Here is a 17,700-nt window from a genome sequence, read left to right on the forward strand (position 1 = left end):
TCTGGCTCTGGTTCTGGCTCTGGTTCTGGCTCTGGTTCTGGCTCTGGCTCTGGCTCTGGCTCTGGTTCTGGTTCTGGTTCTGGCTCTGGTTCTGGTTCTGGCTCTGGCTCCGCATCAAAGTCAACATCTTCAATTGAAGTGTCGTTTAGCTGATCCATGATGGAGTCATTGATCACCTCGTCGTCAGGCTCTTGAGCCGCTTTTTTCTTTCTTAGGAAGTAAAAAACTGTTCCCAACAAAGCTAAAAGGGATGCAACACCACCAGCTATCGATCCCCACAGGACATAATCGACTCCCGATTCCTCGGGCTCAAGCTCCTCCTCCGGCACCAACTCAGGCTCAACGTTACTCTCAGCCAAATTAGGAGCTATGCTCTCCTCCAACGCTGGTTCAGGCTCAGCAGGCTCATCTAAACCCTCTACAGGCTCAGCCGCCTCTTCCTCAACTGCGACAATCATGTTCGCCTCACCCAAAGGAATAGGAAACTCCACCTCGAAGACTTTAGGCGAAAGATTTACATCCTCTCCAGCAGTCTTTCTACCCTTCACTTTCACCGCGACCTTATAGGTACCATCGCCCGCTTCCGGAGTAACAGCTAAACGCCACTGTTTCGTTCCTTTGACTTGCTCAACTGCTTTTATGAGGCTCGTACCATCCGGCGCCTTCACTTTCGCAAAAACACTGGTCCCATCAATGTCGATATCATCGGTCAGCGCAGTAACAACCAATTGATGTTGAGGCTGCTCACCGCCCTTCGCCGACAATTCAAAATCGAATGGAGGACGAAGATTGACAACCTGCTCAAAGCGACGCTTGAATGTCTTCCCGTCTACGTCGACAGCAATTCTGTACGCACCCTCAGTCTTTAGCTTAGAAATAGTTTCAGAGAAAACGCCATCGCCGGCTGTCGCCATTGCCCGCTTACCCGACTTACCTTCTTCATTGGTTACCACAAGGTCTACTTCAAGAATCGACAGAAAATCCTCATCTTCAATCAACTCACCTTCATTTAAAAAGCCTGCTTTAACATCTAAAACATCCCCAGCAAAAATATTACTTGGCAATGATGTCACGTCCATTTGCAGATTACTGACTATCGTCACTCGACTATCGGGATCAACCTCCGCATCAATCACCCATTCGCCCTCGTCAGGTTGAGAGACCGTAATCAACTCATACCCTGCATCGCTATACCAGTGCACATCTTCTCGGCCACTGCTCGGCTCAATGGTTTCAAGATCGGGAGAAACAAGGCGCACAGGTTTCGCACCCTCTTTTTTGAAAACAAGCGCAGTAAACTCCTCAATACTAGAATCGATTACGAAGGCGTTCCCTTCGATCGGCACTTGCTCCTGCGGAACCGCTTGGTCAAAGGCCTGTAGAAAAACACGACTTAAATCATCAGAGCTTTCAGCCAGAGCAGACTGCCCACCCGAACCAATCGCCAATTTATCCATCAGCGGCTTATCTGCATTTTTTGACAGAGAAACCGTGTGCACATGAGCGCCTGTTTGCGCTATACGCGCTAGCACAGGGCCAAGAATACGCTCACGCTCGGCTGTATTTTTCGCAGGCTCCTTGTCGATATCGACCATACCATCCGTCAATAGAATAAAATGCGTGTTCGGGTATTGTTGCCCTGCTTCGAGATTCTCTGAGGCCTTTTCGAGCGCAGCACCGATATTGGTCCGCAAAGCGACAGAATTGATCTCTTTTGCTTTCTCTTTCGCCATCGCGCGCCATGCGTCATCAACGACTTGAAAGCGCACAAGATTGTTGACCCATTGACCGAAAGTCCAGACACCCGCCTCGCTGCCATCAGGCACCAGCTCGGTCAACAAATTCACCGCGGGAATACGTAAATTCTGGGGATCGTTTTTCTTCATACTGCCCGATATGTCGATAACGAGCCGAACATCAGGAGCGCTGGTTTCTTCAGCAAAGCTCAGCGCACTTACCGAAAAGGAAATGAGAAAAACAAGAGCATGCGCGCTCAAACTCAAACGAACGAAACTACCAAGCGTGCGTACCATTCATGCCACCCTGAAAGACTTCCATGCAAAAGCAAAAACTTTTTTGACTAAGTACGTTTAGGTATAGCAGAAAATTCAATAACAACAACGAAAGTCTGAACGACTTACTTGAAAAAAACAGTATAGATAACTGTTTTAAATAGAGTTTTGATCGAGGAAACGAAACCTTGGAAGAAGCTCACCATTTATAGACACCTCCTCAACAAACATACGGTAAGGGCGAACCCACAAACCATGCTCTCCATATAAAGCTCGATACACAACAAGCTCCTCTTCTGTCTCGCTATGATGCGCTAAACCAAGTACTTCGTAACGCTGACCTTTATAGTGCTGATACACCCCAGGCTTTATCATTCCCCATACCTCAAACCGAGCAGGCGCCGACCTACCGACTCAAGCAAGACAACAACGACCATCACCCCTACAGCGCCCGCCATAACAGTAAGTGCCTGCTGCACGATTTCCATGTGAGATTGCGCCAAGGCATAGGCTGCGACCAAAAATGCTGGTGCGAGCCAAAAGCCTCCCGAGACAATATTCATGGGCGTCAGCAAAGTCACTGCAACCACAATCCTAAGGACGCGTCTCGTGCGGCGCCACTTGAGGTTTCGAGTTAAGCGCCAAAAGACGATCATCGCCCCAACGGCGGAGAGAAGATAAATGAGCCAGGCAATAGTATAAGAAGACAATAAAGCCACAATCAGTTTTCCGTTTTAAACTCGTCGATAATATAAAGCTCCAACTCTTGCGCAGGAACTTCAGTTTCAGAAACAACACGACCTACGACAGACATACCCGCCTTGTGGATGCTTTTAAAATCACCAGAAACCAGATGATGCCAATCTGGCAACCTGCGCCCCTCAGCAACAATGCGATAAGCGCAAGAACTGGGCAGCCAACTCAGCTCATCCAGATTCCCCTGCGTTAGGTCAAGACAGTCAGGCACATAATGTAGTCGTTGTTCGTAAACAGAACAGCGACACGTATCGAGATCAAGCTTCTCACACGCGACAGATGTATAAAAAATTTCATCCGTCTCTTCGTCCTGCAACTTGTGCAAGCAACACTTTGCACAACCGTCACAGAGAGATTCCCACTCGCCAACGCTCATTTCAGCGAGCGTTTTAAGCTCCCAAAATGGTACTTTGGCATCAGCCATTTAACGCATCTCGCGGTGCCATTGCCAGATTTGCATCCGCATCCTGATCTGTCGGCGGCATCTGAAGATAAAAACTCTGCTCCTCGATCGCAGCCAACACTTTTTCTGAATCTGCGCGCGCGAGTTTTTTCTCGGGCGTCAAAACAATATCCATTACTTTTGTGGGAGACCCAAAAGCCAGCATCAAGCCCTCAGGCAGCTTGCTTACATCCTGCGAGCGATCGACATACAAGTACATCTCTGCCTTTTTGCTACTCTTATAAATACTGCAAAAACGCTTGTTTGCGTTGGTATACCCTGTCATTTTCAAACTCTCTTAAGATATAGAAGCGGCGACTAGACGTCGGAGCGGGTCTTCGAGCAAAGGCCCTCTCCAACCAGATAACAATTCTGGCATATCCTTATGTTTCTCCCGCCAAAAGTGGATAACCCAAGCTTCCATTTGCTTTCTACCGGCGATCAACTGGGGATCTAAACCCGCGCCCTGAGCAGCGTCCGCTACAAGCTTTTTAATCTTCTTATAGAACTCAAGCTCTTTACCTTTGATTGGCCGCTCAACGACACAAAAATCCGCGGGCACGCTTACCTCACATTCTTTGAGCAAGCTCAGTAACTCGGAGCCATAACGCTTAATCGACTTCGGCTTTGCTTTCGGCAGCTTGAACAACTCTCCCTGAGTTGTCGGAGACGTTCTCGCCGCCTCTATTAACTGCGCATCACTAAATACCCAGCTCTTGGGGATATTATGTTCGACGGCTCTCACATCCCGCCACTCTGTCAATTGCTGCAAAACATATTGCCGCTCGACGGGAAGATCCCAAGCACCACGCAGCTTCAAGTAAGCTAGTTCGGGATGCCCCCCCATCGATTCAATCGTCGCAACCTGACGCGCACACTCTTCTTCAACAGCGCCAAACCATGGGGAGGAAGTAAGCTGATCACGGAGCTTAAGATAAATGTCTTCCAGGTAATGCACGTCAGCCGCAGCGTAATGCAGCTGTTTTTTCGTCAACGGTCTCGCCAGCCAATCAGATCTCGTTTCGCCTTTATCTAAGGCAACACCAAGCATCAAATCGACTAAACGTTGGTAGCCGACAGAGATACCCTTCCCTAGAAAGGCTGTCGCGATCTGACTATCGAAGACATTACGTATCGAGCAATCACAGATATGACCTAAAAGATCGATATCCTCACTCATGGAATGCAACACAATAACGATATCAGGACTAGAAAGTACTGACGCCAGAGGCTTCAAAGTTGATACAGCGAGAGGATCAATCAAATAGGTTTTGCCCGACGCAGCAACCTGAATCAAACCAGCTTTCGCGAAATATGTGTTACTGCGCTCAAACTCCGTATCGAAAATCAAATAGGGTTCTTTTACCCAGCGGTTTACACATTGCTCTAAACGACTATCTGTATCTATCCAGATATATGGGATCGAGTCGATATCGACCGAGGTAGTGGTTGTCATTTTTATACAGGTTTCCGACCAGAAAAAGCATGCCCTAAAGTGCCACCATCGACAAAGCCTAGCTCCCCACCTAAGGGAATGCCATGCGCCAGTCGCGTAATCAGTACGTCTTTCTCTCGAAAGATTTCAGAAATAAAGTGGGCTGTTGCCTCCCCCTCTACGGTAGGGTTTGTTGCCAAAATAAGCTCCTTGATAGGCCGCCCGTTAACTTGATCAATAAGCAAAGGAATACCTACCTGATCAGGGCCTCGCCCATCGATAGGCGACAAACTACCACTTAGGACAAAGTACTTGCCCGGGAACTGCCGGGATAACTCTATGGCTAACAAATCACTTGGCGATTCAACAACACACAGGATCGTGTCATCACGACGGCTATCACTGCATAGCGCACAGCTCTCTGCCTCTGTAAGATTTCGACACGTATGACAACGCTTTACATGCTCCATTGCCTGAGCCAAGGCAGAGGATAAGCGCATCCCCCCCTCTCGCTTTCGCTCCAGAAGGTCTAGCGCCATACGCTGCGCTGTTTTTTGACCAACACCAGGAAGCACTCTAAGTGCTTCAATAAGCTCATCTATAACCGGTCCAAATCTCATACTGTGCTGATACTCAACATGTTCTAGAAAGGCATCTTGAAGCCAGGCGGCATGCCCATGCCTGAAGCGAGACCTGACATTGCTTTTTGATTTTTTTCTTCGACCTTTCTGACCGCATCGTTCACAGCCGCGGCAAGAAGGTCTTCCAGAAACTCCTTATCTTCTGTCATCACAGATGAATCAAGCTCGACATTTTTAACATCATGACGACCATTCATCGTAATTTTCACCAAGCCTGCGCCAGACTCGCCAGTAACCTCTTCGTTAGCAATGTTTTCCTGCTGCTTTTGAAGCTCTTCTTGCATTTTTTGGGCTTGTTTCATGATGTCGCCCATATTTTTGCCACCGAACATATTTGACTCCTATTCAATGGGGCTAAGCGATACGACGCTCTCTTCAATCAAGCGTCCATCAAACTCAGCAATTAACTGTTGTACATTAGGGTCTGCAAACAAGCTCTGTTTTGCCTCGACCAAACGCTCTTCACGCATCCGTTCCCGCCACATTGCCGGCGTTTCCTGCGAACCATCGAGCCCTTCAATAAACTCAACCGGCCCGTCCCACAAATCGGCTTCCTTTAAAGCCAATTTGATTTTTTTCTTGTGTGAATCATTCAGCAAGCGATAATGGCCCGACTCTACGCTCATTATAAGCCCTTGCTCGCCCACTTGTTTTACCATATTCATCAACAGGTTTTGCGTCATCCCGGTGAGACCAAGTCGAAGCGCCTGTCGCGGCCAATCTAACTCACTTAAATCTTGACTAACGGCATCAGGCTTATCAACGGCCACAGCATTGCCCGCATTCAATGCTTCCGCTTTTGATGCTGATGTTGGCTCTGCAGCTAATTCAGGAGTTTTTTTTTGAGCGTCTAACTCACCGACGTTTGGAGCGGAATCCCCGGGCTGCTCAACTGGAGCTGCGACGCCAGCGAGAGACGACGAATCTCGCTTAGAAAAAGAGGCTTGGTCTGTGGTAGGCGTTACTTCAGCCGTATCTTGCCGGCTTAAATCTATACCCGCCCCTTCGCTATCAATTTGTTCTAGGGACTGCGGGAATTCCCCAGCCACTTGATATTGATGTATTTCGGGAGGCTCACTGTTCTCAGGGGACTCGGAGTATTCTTGATTACTACTACTCGCTGAAGGCTCTTGATTATTACTACTCGCTGAAGGCTCTTGATCACTGCTACGCGCTAAAGGCTCTTGATCATCATCACGTGCTAGAGGCTCAGCATGCGTATGTTCGGCATCCACTTCTGGCGCTAGAACTTGAGCCACTTCCTTTTCCGGCGCCTGCATTTGAAACGCCATCATACGCAACAGCGCCATTTCAAATCCCGCCTTAGCATCCGGTGAGATAGCCAAGTCTTTACGAGAGGTAAGTGCAATCTGATAGTAAAGCTGCACATCTTCAGCGCTGAGATTTTGCGCATAAAAACTGATACGTTCCTGATCGCCTTGACTATTGTCCGTCACGCCCGGCACAGCTTGCTCAACCGCAACACGATGAAAAACAGAAACGATAATTTCTAGTACAGCCGCATAATCTGGGGCGAACTCAGCCAAATCTGACACCACATTCAGTAACGCTTTTGGGTCACGTGCGACAAGCATATTCAAAAGTCGGTAGACCTTTTTCTGATCAACGGTACCCAGCATCGCGCTGACCGGCGCTTCCTGGAGGTCTCCTTGCGTATATGCAATGGCCTGATCAGTAAGACTCAACGCGTCTCGCATACTGCCATCAGCGCCGCGAGCAAGCGCCCACAAAGCAGCCTCTTCTGACTGAACCTGCTCTTGAGAAAGCACAAATTTAAGGTGACTGACGATCTTCTCCGGAGTCATATTCTTCAGGTTAAACTGAAGGCAGCGTGAGAGAATCGTTATTGGTAGCTTTTGTGGGTCGGTCGTTGCGAACAGAAACTTTACATGCTCTGGCGGCTCTTCAAGCGTTTTAAGCAAGGCATTAAAACTGTGCCCAGAAAGCATGTGTACTTCGTCTATCAGGTAGATCTTAAAACGCCCTTGCGTTGGCGCATATTGGACATTTTCAAGGAGTTCGCGCATGTCTTCTACTTTGGTGCGCGACGCGGCATCGATCTCTATCAGGTCGACATAACGACCCTGCTCAATCGACATGCAAGCACTGCACTGACCACACGGCTCAGAAGTAATCCCTTTGTCACAACTCAAACATCGGGCGAGAATACGCGCGATGGTGGTTTTACCAACACCTCGAGTCCCGGTGAAAAGATACGCGTGGTGCAAACGCTGAGAATCCAACGCATGCACAAGAGCTTGCAGAACATGCTCCTGGCCTACCATTTGTTTGAAGTTTGTAGGTCGCCATTTTCTGGCAAGAACCTGATAGCTCATGACGTTAACTTATGACGTGGCAATGAGGAAATTAAGTGCGCTCTATCTTACACGCTCACGAGCCTGATAAACAGAGTTAGTCTTTGAGTTTGATGCACTCAAGACGATGACGGTAGGTCTGCAAAACCTTCACCGCAGCGGCCAGCTGGCTTAGATCGAAATCGTCTTCAAACTGCTCAAAACCAGGCTTCATTGCCTCTCTTAGTCGAACCAATGCTGCCTCACCACTCGGGGTAAGTTCGTAATGCGCGTGAATAGCAGGATGATGCTCGTCCCCTTTAACGAGACCCGCTGCAACCAACTCGTTCAGAAGATGCTGGCCATGCGCCTCACTAATATGCTGCTCTTGAAGTAAAGTATTCATCCGACAACGGCCTTGCTCAGCTAGAAACTGGACAATCAACCACGCGCCGGACTCCCACTGCGTGACAATACCGAAGCTGTCTTTTAAGCGCTCCAAGTGCCTGTTTACGCCAAACACCTCCAAGGTGAGCTGCTCTACCAAGTAGGTCGAATGGGCCATGAAGAGTCTCCGCTAACAACAGTTTTATGTTCGCAGAAATATAGTTCAGATTTTGGAGTACGTTAGATCAAACAGACAAAATAATAATGGGTGTTTTTATATTCGCCGAAATGACGCTTTAAGAATATATGGTGAGTCTAACTAAGATTTGGAGATGACTCCCACCAGCTACACCCCGGCACATGAGTCGACCGCTGTGGCTGCTCCCTTCCGGGCCTGACCAGGTTCACGGTTTATCATTGCGAGGGAACCAATGGAAGTCACCATAATACGTTGAGGCGAGTGCCTTACAACGAGCGCGCATTCTAACAAAGCACTTCGCTTCAGAAAAGCCTTATTTCAACTACTGCAAAACAACAGAGATTTCATCGTTAAAAGCCATATCTAACTGGCCTTGCGATACAAACGACTCTCGCCAATTATCCCGCTCCAAACCATCTATGAGTATGGTTGCCTCATGCTGGGCAATATTATTCAGGGACACAGAGAAAGCGGAGCATGAAGAGCCGCCCAAATTGCCAGCGTCGAATTCTCGACTACATTGCGAGGTATCAGAACTACTTACTTTCGCCTTGTACGAAAGACCAATGCTGTTTACTAATTCAAACCGCGCCTGATAGCGGTCCGCATGAACACTGGCAGGAGCCAACATACACAGCAGAAAAACAAACAGCGATATCGAAGAAAAATACGTCGCCACAGCAAGACCTCAAAACAACGAGGTCTTCGAGTATAGGCGAGATTATTTACACTGCAACACAAAAAGTTACGCAATGTTACATGGAGCGCATTTGCTCAAGTTTACTTTTAGCAACTTAGGTGAGATCAATAATGCGCTAAGGCGCTGCCGAGAACACTAGGTCGTCGGCAAACACCACTCCGTCCTTACCATCTGAGTCAAAACAATACGGCTGAGCGTGGCCGATCAAATTACGACGCAACAAATCATCCTCTTTTATTCGAATACAGTAACTTCCGGGAACCAGTCCGGTGAACAAGTAAACACCGTCGTACTCGACACGAACAATATCAACGGTATTACCGCCCTCATCCTCAAGCACTACCCGAACTTTATTTAATGGACTCAAACCATCTTCACGCTCAACGTACGCAGAGCCCTCTAGCTCAAACGTCATCGCCAGCGGGATATCCGCAGAGACATATGCTCCGGCATGCGTGTAGACGAAAACCGGAGCCGCAGCAGGTTTTATAAAGGGGTCTTCAATTGTCTTTTCGTCTACTTCAAATTTTTCCATTACAAGATTTTCAAGCCCACCAACAACTATCTGGCCGTTTTCGTCCGTTTGATATTTGCGCCAGCGACTCTTACCCTTAAAGCGGATGTCAGATACCCCTTCTTCGCCCTCGTCATACAGCCCATTACTGTTTTCGTCTATAAACACTCTCGCATTCAAGGTGGCGCTATTTAGAGCACTACCTTCAGCAAACGCATAGTTTTGATCTTTGTCGTTGTAGTTCAGAGAGCTCGTCAACGTCACACCAACATACTGCAACCCGCGACTATTAAACCCTGTTGTTCCAGATACAGAGAACTCTCCAAAGCTTTTACTCAAGGTGTGATCACTACTCAAAATATCTTTACCTTCGAACCTATGCGCAATACTGCCGGTGTAGCTCATGTCACCCCCAAACTTATGCGAGGCACCAAATGATAATCCGGCCAAACGTCCTGTTGGCGACAGCGCATAATCAACGGCCCCTTTATAGCGCCATCCATCCCATTTACGAGTCGCACTAAACTGACCATCAACACGCTCAAAGCCACTCGTATTAAAACCATCGGTTGCAAGATAATTAAGATCATTGGTCAATTGAAAGCCAGCCCACCCAGTACCCGCTCTCAATGCGGCAGATGAATTTGTCGCGCCCGCAATAAACTCTTTGTGGCGAAGATCGAGGTCTGTCATCAACGCGTTAGGGAGACCTAAAAAGATTGAGCGATTGAGACGGACTCCATATTCGCTCTCGAGATCACCACTACTGTTTCGATCACTTACAAACTCATCAAAATACGTCGCGTCTGCGTTAATATTGGTGTCATAAATGCGGCCTTGAACATTCAGCTGATACGCAGAGCCATCCGCATCGTTCTGCGAATAATGCAGCTGCGCTAACGACGATCCGAGACTGCCGTATAGGCTGCCGAAAAGATATTGCTGCTCTTGCGTGCTCGAGCTCGGTGTCATTTGTGTATAACCAAAACGCGCCGTCAGTGAGCGATTGAAACCATACCGAGCCTCCGCCATCAGCAAATCAGACTCAGGCTCATTAATATTAATGGAAGAATCGATCAGCCGTTTGTTTCTGCGCAAAGCCCAAGCATCGTATTCCCACTGACCTTGCTGAAGCATCACACCACCTGTTGACACAACCTCACGGATCTCACGAAATTGACCCTGAGGACCATAAAGACGAATATCAAAGAGGTTCTCACCGACAAAAACCGGCACCTCTTCAAACAAGTAACGACCATCATTGGTCGTATCTGAAAACTCAATCAAGCTACCATTGCGATATAGCTCAACCTCCCATCCGGGTGGTGCGTCACCTTGCAAGGTAATCGTATCGCCTTGCTCCTCGACCGATTTACCTCCCCTGCTCAACCTTACACCACGCCCTTGAGCCGAAGAAAACACCAAAGGGTCGCTTAGTCCAAACAAATCTCCCACTTCGTAACGATCCATGCCAAAAGCGATAGACTCATCCGGTCCTTTTGATGCACGCGAAAAGGTAATACGTAAGTCTTCCTCGCCATCAGAGTCGATATAGCTGGCATTGACTGAGTGCTTGGCAAGATCCGCTCGCCCTTGCAAGAAAAGGTCGTAGCGTCGATCCAGCTCTCCTCGATTGTTCTCGATATCTTTGGCAAGCGAAAAATCAAATTGAGGAACAGACCACCACTCATAAGTATTCGGGATATAGTGATCAGGAATGGTTTGAATCTGTACGCTTTCTATCTGCTCGCGTTTTTTTTCTCTTTCTAACTTTGCCAAGACCGGAATCGTTGAATCTTCCTGGACGCGAAGCTGTAGCTGAGGCACATCGATTGCAAACTTAATACCCAGCAAGAATTGCGCTGTTTGCTGATCAAGGTATAGATCAAACCCATCCTCAGCAAAACGAACCCGATCATTCCACGGCTGCAACACGCCGCCCAAAAAAAGCTGCTTATTTTGCAAATCGAGGTCAATCGTGTTGGCTTCCGAGCCGCGCCAACCAGAAACCGACAAATCCTCCGCGTCAGCTTCAAGCGCGATATCCAGAATGCTTGCGATATTTGCAATCGGGACGAGCGTCACTTCAGGACTGTTATACACAAAGAGAGGTTCTTCATCTGTATATGACCCGACCGATAACTGAATGACGAGAAGATCTTCGTCATTCAGAGGTATTTGCGCACTTGCAGCGGCCAGCAAAGGACAAGATAAGAAAACACATTGGAGAATGACTGTGCGAGCAAGCACAGCAGATCCGACATTAAGAAGAAAACTCTTAAGGCCCATTCTTAAGTGCTCAGCACAGAGGATAAAACAAAAAGAAAAACGAAACCGCCGCCAACTAGTTAAGGCTAAACGGCACGTCCACTAGGTTTGAACCGCCATACTTCTCATCCTCGTCAAAGCGGATCAAAAACTCTTTCACATCTGGACTTAAAGCTTGCGGCATACGCACTGTGACAGCACGCTCAGTAACCTCAGTGTATACGCCGACACCCTTTGAAACCGCTAGACGCTCCCCGAGCGTGCCTCCGGTATAATCATAGACCTCCACCGATCCATATAAAGAGACACTACCAACGCGTGTTAATGTTAGCTTAAAAGCGCCATGCTTTCCCTCTTCGCCATCGAAACGCACATTCTTGACACCTGCTGTCGATGCAAGCGAACCTTTTCGTACGATAATAGGAATTGCAATTTTAAGTTTCGGCTTTAACGTGACCGAAAGATCTTCGTCTTCTTTCTTGTCACCCACCTCTTCTTGGATAGGGATTTCTTTAAATACCAAATGCGAGACGTACTCTCCTTCCTCTAAATCCTTGGGACGACGCGCAGCAATTCGTATGGTCTGACGCGCACCTGGCTCAATATCAACCCGTCGGGGAGAATAACGGATCATATCTTTTGAATAGGTCGTGTCGGGGTCAAGTTCTTCCAAATCGACAATGCTGCCATTGGGTAACATGATCTTTTGTTCAAAATAAATCTGATATCGGGCTTTTTCAGTGCCGTCATTCAATAGATCCAACGCGGCAGCGCGCTCTCGCTCTTCAAGGACGATCCGTTTTGGATTAATCAAAAGCCCAGCCATAGACTGGAGTGAAAACAAAACAAGAATACTTGCTACAGCAAACTGACAAGGAAAACGTTTCATGATTTGATACTGACTCTAGTTGTTGTACTACTTATGGTTTTTTCTTTTATATTTTTTATATTGCGCGGAGGTAATCGCCCCCCCTTCACACGGCCTGCGATCTATTTTTGAAGCGCGGCATTTTTTTATCGATTCAATTTAAGTTTGGATCAAAAGCTATTGAATTCAAACTATTTTTCAGCAGATTAACAGATGGTAAAAACGACAAGGATAAAAACAAAAAAAGGCGCCCTAAGGCGCCTTTTCTTTTATAGCTATAACCAAATCGCTTAGTTATATGTAACAGTCACATCGTAATCGATTGATGTTGCACCACTTGCCGCTGCAGTCGCTGCAGTATCTACAGTCAAGGTACCACCTAAGGTCAACTCGTGTGATGCTTGAAGCGTTACACCCGTCAACGTTGTTGCCGCTTCACCGTTATCAATCATGCTTGGTACGAAAGTCATACCATTTGAAGATGTTCCCGCAATCGCAATGTCAAATGTAAGACCATCTGTACCCGCTACGCCGATCACACCCTCAATGCCATTTGTTGCTGCGTCAAAACAACCAGTACCAGAACGTGAACCACCAGCTGCTAGAGTACATGTTACGCCGTCACCTGATGCATCGATCTGGCCCAAGTTCATCTGAGTAGTCTCAGTCAACTGAAGCGGCTCAACGATTGTAAGTAGCGCCTGAAAAGTATCTGCTTGTGCCATACCAGCGCCAAGACCTGAAACTAGAGTTGCTGCGATTGCTGCTTTTTTGAATGTATTTTTCATGGATAGTATCTCCGAATTATATTTATTTATGTGTCTACTACACGTATTGCTGAATTAATTTTTATGTGGCGATATGTTCGACGCCATCTTTTTATTGTTTCTCCTACACCTTTGCTTTTACTTGGTGCTGAGGAACCTTCATGTTTACTACTTTCGCACTTACTGTCTTTTCTCTTGCCCCTAACTTTGCGGTTTGCGCAGTCGTTAGATAGACAATGTATGACGTGGCTTTTGACCACTTCAACCGCGCATCGGTTAGATCGCTTGGTTGTAAGCAGCGCGTGTTTTAAAATGTTTTGCATTTCGTTTGCGCTTAATTTCAGAGTAGCTAACTCAGAGATTCTGCACGAAGAAAAAAAGCCTATTTTGTATCTGTGTGTAACAAGCTGTTGGCGGGATGTTTCAGAGTATTCAGCTGCGTAATAAAAGCTGATTTTTTGCGACTTTTTCAGATACACAACGAAATATAGCGTGGTTTTTATACATTTTATTTAGAGAGGCAACGATCGATTGAAAGAAGCAAGGATAAAGAACAAACTGTATAAATAAGAACCAACCACCCCTCGCGAACGATTATTCAAAGGAAAGCATGACCACTTTGCAAAAAATGCGACTCGCGTTTTTTATACTGTTATTTGGCGCATTCTTCTCAGCCCCTTCTCATAGTGAGATCACGATAACAGAGATCAATCCGCATAAATTTCCGGACGCAATATCAAACCCCAGCAAAACTGCACGGCTTCGAGTCACTTGGAAGGGAGAGGTAAAGGGCGTGCGCAATACAACCGTGCTGGGAAGCGTATACAACGCGGGTGAATTTCTACTGTCGAGCGATAGCGATAAAACCTTTACGGTTAACATGACAAACGATGCCGACATCTCCGGCGTGACGCTTAAAACATTCCAGTTTCGATACAACAACAAGACCTACACGACATTCCCTGTCAGCGGGTTGGCAAACCCCGGTGCGGGAACTACCGCCACCGTTGGGATGCGCATACTATTCTCAAAGAATGTGCCTGCTGGAGACATAGCACCCTCTTATACAATCACCGTTACGGAAGACCCATAGCACTGCAAGGCTTATCGCCTTAGCTTTCGAATAGAACCGACAACATATGACGTGGAGCAAAAAGAGAAAGCGTCTCTTTGCTTCGTGTAACACCTGTATATAGAAGACGTCTACTAACTAGCTCTGTCGCGTAAGGCGCAACCACAACAGCCACCGAACGATATTCAGAGCCCTGGCTTTTATGCACCGTCAACGCATAGGCCAATGAGTACCCACTAAGTTTATGACTTGGCACGACAAGCGGCGGCAGATGCCCACCACGGTAAAACTGAAAGGTAATTCGCCCCTGCTCATCTTCGATCACAAAACCGACATCGCCATTGTAGATATCCAAGGCCGGATAATTCATCTCAATCAATATGGCTTGCCCGTGAAACAAGCGATTGCTCAGATCTTTATTCCACTGCTTTGAACAGTGCCTTTCGAGCTGCGCATTAACACGTTCGTTGATCGCAACCGTTCCAAGAGGGCCTAATCGCGTAGAACATAAAATCTGATAGCGGTCAAAAACCTCCTGCAACTCAGCCAATGACGCTTTGCGAGCAACGGCCTCTCCGTAAAACGCATACGCCTGAACTATATTCGCTAAATACAACTCCTGCTCTTGATCTTCTAACCAATGCACTTGGACGTCTTGTTCGGCTTGATTGAGGCAGAATGCCTCAAGCTGTGGCATCGCCCCATCGCGAACAATCAAGGCCAACTCAGCCAAGACACCTTCAAATCGATAGCTTTTGTGCAATTGCACTAACGGGTTAAGGCCAATATAGGGCTGAACGTTCGCACTTGTCCCGTAAGCAATGGCTTCGGCGACTTGCTGTTGTGAATAAGGTAGATAGGTCGCGAGCAGTTGCTGTTGCTCCTCGCCGGTATGTAAACCACGAAAACGCGCAACCCAGTCAGAGAATACTTGCCCTACTTCAACTGGTGGTAACTGAAACGGATCCCCCATGAATACAACGCATGTTTTGTCATCAAGCGCAGCGACTAGTCGCTCCATTAATGCAAGATCAATCATCGAAGACTCATCGATAACGACAAGCGTTGGAGGCGCTTCGTTATTCACTGCCCCAAAAACAAGCTGATTATCCGAAACGCGAACGAATGAGGAAAGCTCATCCATAGGTTTGCCGCACTCAATGAGATAACGGTGTATGGTCATCCCTTCATCGGGTATCGCTGTTATCAAAGCCTGCTCCAAATCAGGAGCAAGTGACAAGCGATCGATCAAGGACAGACTTTGAGCTCGAAGAGAGGTGGCTAGGCGCTGAGCGGCTTTTCCTGTCGGGGCAAGGCAAACAGCCCGTAATGGCTGATTGTCTGGTTGTGTAATCTGCTCCTGCAATAGTCGCAGGATCATCAGTTTGGCCGCGGTCGTCGTTTTACCTGTTCCCGGTCCACCACTTACCAAGACTAAATCTGAAAGCAAGGCATGCGCCGCAGCTAGCGCCTGATGGTCAAACGCTTCTCTTTGTGGATTCTTACCTTCTTTGCCCTTAGCTGTTAGATCATTGCCATCAAACTCAAACAGACGCTGAACATAGTGTGTCATCTGGTCCGACATTCCCGAGATAGTGACCGCTCGACGATCAAGGCGCGTCTTGATCCATTTTTCGACCGTATTCTGAAGTGACGCGTGACGAGCAAGCCACCATCGCCCTTCGGCAAAAACAATATCTAAACGAAGTTTGCGCGAGTCACACCCGCTATCACCATCACTATGGCTATCACCCTCACTATCACTGTCAGAGCCAGAATCATCCGTTAATTGCGCATCATCTAAGGTCTCAGCGAGCGTCTTCAAAACCTTTGCGAGTTCAGTTTGGTCGTCGAATGATGTCCAAGAAAAGACTACGAGACTCCGGTAGCGCTGCAAGCCTTCTAGGTCTAACCCTGCCTCGCCGCGACTACTTGCAAAAGACAGTACTAATGCCAAGTCGAACACCAAGGCGGCCTGATCCTGGGTTACTCTTGGCACATGTAGCACGCGCGTATATGCATTTTCCGCAGCGTACACATCAATCCAACGCAACAGACTCTCGCCGTTGGCAACCAACTGTTTTAAGCGCCCTAACTTAAAATCCACACTTGCCGGCCTAGAAGACACAGTTTTATTCATTGATACTGCCCTCTAGCAATTCGTCCATACGCTGAATTAAGTCCTTCTCGGGCTTTATAAAGTAGACGCCGGGCAGCACATCCCGCCGTTTGCTGTTCTGCGCTGAACGCTGCTTTTCATCTGAGCCAGAAGAAACAAGCTCCATCCCTCTCAGGAACAAATAGTAAACACCACCGAAATGTTGATCATAATCATAGTCTGAGCCCAAGCGATGCCGTAACAAGCGATGTAACGCGACGCTGTACAACAGATACTGAAGGTCGTAGCGATGGTCAATAATGGCAGCTTCGAGTTGCTCGAAGGCATAATCACTCGCTTCAAACCCTAAGTGATTTGACTTGTAGTCCAACAAATAATACCGCCCGCCTTGACGAAACGTTAGATCAATTGCGCCTTTTAAATGGCCTGAGAAGTGCTCAAAACCAACGCTTGGCAGTGCCTCACGAAACGAACGCAAAAGCGCATTCAGTTGCGGCGCAGCCAGCGCACCCACCTTAAAGTGAAACTCTGCCTCAACAATATAGTCTGACTGAGAAAGCCCACCCAAGCAGAGGCGTTTCTCTTGACCGGTCATGATTAGCTGGCCGTGCAGTTGCTCCTCTGTCCATCCCTGCCCCAAATCCAGATCTAAAATACGCTGCAACCAACTCGCCAAATATTCAGCCCAAAGGGCGAGGCGCGACTCAGGGACAAGCTGTTTGCGCATTAACAGGTTTTCAATATGCTGCTGCAGGCTTTCACCTGACCGGGCATATTTAGAGAGCAGTTGGCCAGTTGCAAAATCAATGTGCTCAAAAAGAGTATGCAAAAAGGTACCCGCATCGGCCCCCTTCGGAAAATTCAGAATATGTATCTGTGTAGGGCTGAGCGGTGAGAGTGATCGTACCGCAGCGCCAGACATGTGAGATTGCGGATGCAAACGATGATGCTCATTCATCAAACCTGTAAAGCTTTGAACGCGCCAAGAACTGCGCACGTCAGGCGCAAGGCGCTTTGAGAAATCTGAGAATGTCGGACTTGCATGAGTCACAGATGGCGCATCTTCAATACGCAGATTGTGTATGTCCTCGTTAGTCCAAAACTGATATTCGATCTCTTTATGCTCTGCAAGCACCGTTAGCCGATCACGAAGCCAACCTTTCTCAAGGCCGTCTGGCGAGTCGCCATTCAACAGCAAATAGCCA

17 protein-coding genes and 1 other RNA gene are annotated in these 17,700 nt (G+C 47.7%); 1 reads left to right on the forward strand and 17 read right to left on the reverse strand.

Translation table 11 applies throughout. The features are described 5' to 3' along the window. From A3750_RS21420 to A3750_RS21490, 15 genes are all read right to left on the reverse strand, one after another. Window positions 1-2,033: VWA domain-containing protein (locus A3750_RS21420; protein ID WP_068548796.1), on the reverse strand; the 2,033-nt coding region annotated here is incomplete at its 3' end. A gap of 135 nt (window positions 2,034-2,168) precedes the next feature. Then, entirely contained in the window at window positions 2,169-2,387 is a 219-nt protein-coding gene (locus tag A3750_RS21425) for a DUF1653 domain-containing protein (protein ID WP_197466224.1), read from the reverse strand. Continuing rightward, the gene (locus A3750_RS25450; RefSeq protein WP_156498818.1) at window positions 2,384-2,575 is read right to left on the reverse strand and encodes a hypothetical protein; all 192 of its coding nucleotides are present in this window, start codon (window positions 2,573-2,575) and stop codon (window positions 2,384-2,386) included. Before A3750_RS25450 ends, A3750_RS21425 begins: the two co-directional genes overlap by 4 nt. Before the next feature lie 158 nt (window positions 2,576-2,733). After that, window positions 2,734-3,192 carry a YcgN family cysteine cluster protein gene (locus tag A3750_RS21435; RefSeq protein ID WP_068453951.1) on the reverse strand — a complete coding sequence of 153 codons (459 nt, stop codon included), beginning with the start codon at window positions 3,190-3,192 and terminating at the stop codon, window positions 2,734-2,736. After that, a complete protein-coding gene (locus tag A3750_RS21440) occupies window positions 3,185-3,496 on the reverse strand; it encodes a YcgL domain-containing protein (protein ID WP_068453952.1) in 312 nt (103 codons plus the stop codon). The genes A3750_RS21435 and A3750_RS21440 overlap by 8 nt, the downstream gene beginning before the upstream one ends. Window positions 3,497-3,508: 12 nt before the next feature. Continuing rightward, entirely contained in the window at window positions 3,509-4,666 is a 1,158-nt protein-coding gene (gene rnd, locus A3750_RS21445; RefSeq protein ID WP_068453953.1) for a ribonuclease D, read from the reverse strand. Between the two features lie 2 nt (window positions 4,667-4,668). Next, window positions 4,669-5,265: a recombination mediator RecR gene (gene recR / locus A3750_RS21450; protein ID WP_068453954.1), complete on the reverse strand. Its 597-nt coding sequence runs from the start codon at window positions 5,263-5,265 to the stop codon at window positions 4,669-4,671. Window positions 5,266-5,288: 23 nt separating this feature from the next. Then, complete coding sequence (locus tag A3750_RS21455) at window positions 5,289-5,618, reverse strand: YbaB/EbfC family nucleoid-associated protein (RefSeq protein ID WP_068453956.1); 330 nt, start codon at window positions 5,616-5,618, stop codon at window positions 5,289-5,291. A 9-nt stretch (window positions 5,619-5,627) separates the two neighbouring features. Next, entirely contained in the window at window positions 5,628-7,643 is a 2,016-nt protein-coding gene (dnaX, locus tag A3750_RS21460) for a DNA polymerase III subunit gamma/tau (RefSeq protein WP_068464180.1), read from the reverse strand. 76 nt (window positions 7,644-7,719) lie between these two features. Continuing rightward, the gene (locus A3750_RS21465) at window positions 7,720-8,166 is read right to left on the reverse strand and encodes a hypothetical protein (RefSeq protein ID WP_068451484.1); all 447 of its coding nucleotides are present in this window, start codon (window positions 8,164-8,166) and stop codon (window positions 7,720-7,722) included. A gap of 159 nt (window positions 8,167-8,325) precedes the next feature. Beyond that, window positions 8,326-8,422, reverse strand: an RNA gene (gene ffs / locus A3750_RS21470) — signal recognition particle sRNA small type. A gap of 87 nt (window positions 8,423-8,509) precedes the next feature. Beyond that, window positions 8,510-8,866 carry a hypothetical protein gene (locus A3750_RS21475; protein ID WP_068520701.1) on the reverse strand — a complete coding sequence of 119 codons (357 nt, stop codon included), beginning with the start codon at window positions 8,864-8,866 and terminating at the stop codon, window positions 8,510-8,512. Window positions 8,867-9,002: 136 nt separating this feature from the next. Further along, window positions 9,003-11,690, reverse strand: a complete 2,688-nt coding sequence (locus A3750_RS21480; protein WP_068451477.1) for a hypothetical protein — start codon at window positions 11,688-11,690, stop codon at window positions 9,003-9,005. A 55-nt stretch (window positions 11,691-11,745) separates the two neighbouring features. Beyond that, window positions 11,746-12,558 (reverse strand): molecular chaperone, encoded by an 813-nt coding sequence (locus tag A3750_RS21485; protein ID WP_068451474.1) that lies wholly within the window; start codon window positions 12,556-12,558, stop codon window positions 11,746-11,748. Window positions 12,559-12,827: 269 nt separating this feature from the next. Further along, a complete protein-coding gene (locus tag A3750_RS21490) occupies window positions 12,828-13,325 on the reverse strand; it encodes a DUF4402 domain-containing protein (RefSeq protein WP_068452751.1) in 498 nt (165 codons plus the stop codon). Between the two features lie 589 nt (window positions 13,326-13,914). Between A3750_RS21490 and A3750_RS21500 the strand changes: the two genes are divergently transcribed. Next, complete coding sequence (locus A3750_RS21500) at window positions 13,915-14,397, forward strand: hypothetical protein (RefSeq protein ID WP_068452759.1); 483 nt, start codon at window positions 13,915-13,917, stop codon at window positions 14,395-14,397. Between the two features lie 19 nt (window positions 14,398-14,416). Here the strand turns inward: A3750_RS21500 and recD are convergent, their stop codons facing one another. After that, window positions 14,417-16,516: an exodeoxyribonuclease V subunit alpha gene (gene recD, locus A3750_RS21505; protein WP_068452761.1), complete on the reverse strand. Its 2,100-nt coding sequence runs from the start codon at window positions 16,514-16,516 to the stop codon at window positions 14,417-14,419. Continuing rightward, a partial coding sequence (locus A3750_RS21510; RefSeq protein WP_197475220.1) for a PD-(D/E)XK nuclease family protein occupies window positions 16,509-17,700 on the reverse strand: 1,192 nt, incomplete at its 5' end. The genes A3750_RS21510 and recD, both read right to left, overlap by 8 nt.

It is taken from the genome of Oleiphilus sp. HI0079 (genome assembly GCF_001635105.1).

Bases quoted from the DNA above. Each gene is read 5' to 3' on its own strand.
- A3750_RS21485 (WP_068451474.1), bottom strand. From the start codon at position 12,558: ATGAAACGTTTTCCTTGTCAGTTTGCTGTAGCAAGTATTCTTGTTTTG.
- A3750_RS21440 (WP_068453952.1), bottom strand. From the start codon at position 3,496: ATGACAGGGTATACCAACGCAAACAAGCGTTTTTGCAGTATTTATAAG.
- A3750_RS21490 (WP_068452751.1), bottom strand. From the start codon at position 13,325: ATGAAAAATACATTCAAAAAAGCAGCAATCGCAGCAACTCTAGTTTCA.
- A3750_RS21435 (WP_068453951.1), bottom strand. From the start codon at position 3,192: ATGGCTGATGCCAAAGTACCATTTTGGGAGCTTAAAACGCTCGCTGAA.
- recR (WP_068453954.1), bottom strand. From the start codon at position 5,265: ATGAGATTTGGACCGGTTATAGATGAGCTTATTGAAGCACTTAGAGTG.
- rnd (WP_068453953.1), bottom strand. From the start codon at position 4,666: ATGACAACCACTACCTCGGTCGATATCGACTCGATCCCATATATCTGG.
- dnaX (WP_068464180.1), bottom strand. From the start codon at position 7,643: ATGAGCTATCAGGTTCTTGCCAGAAAATGGCGACCTACAAACTTCAAA.
- A3750_RS25450 (WP_156498818.1), bottom strand. From the start codon at position 2,575: ATGAATATTGTCTCGGGAGGCTTTTGGCTCGCACCAGCATTTTTGGTC.
- A3750_RS21455 (WP_068453956.1), bottom strand. From the start codon at position 5,618: ATGTTCGGTGGCAAAAATATGGGCGACATCATGAAACAAGCCCAAAAA.
- A3750_RS21425 (WP_197466224.1), bottom strand. From the start codon at position 2,387: ATGATAAAGCCTGGGGTGTATCAGCACTATAAAGGTCAGCGTTACGAA.
- A3750_RS21480 (WP_068451477.1), bottom strand. From the start codon at position 11,690: ATGGGCCTTAAGAGTTTTCTTCTTAATGTCGGATCTGCTGTGCTTGCT.
- A3750_RS21500 (WP_068452759.1), top strand. From the start codon at position 13,915: ATGACCACTTTGCAAAAAATGCGACTCGCGTTTTTTATACTGTTATTT.
- recD (WP_068452761.1), bottom strand. From the start codon at position 16,516: ATGAATAAAACTGTGTCTTCTAGGCCGGCAAGTGTGGATTTTAAGTTA.
- A3750_RS21465 (WP_068451484.1), bottom strand. From the start codon at position 8,166: ATGGCCCATTCGACCTACTTGGTAGAGCAGCTCACCTTGGAGGTGTTT.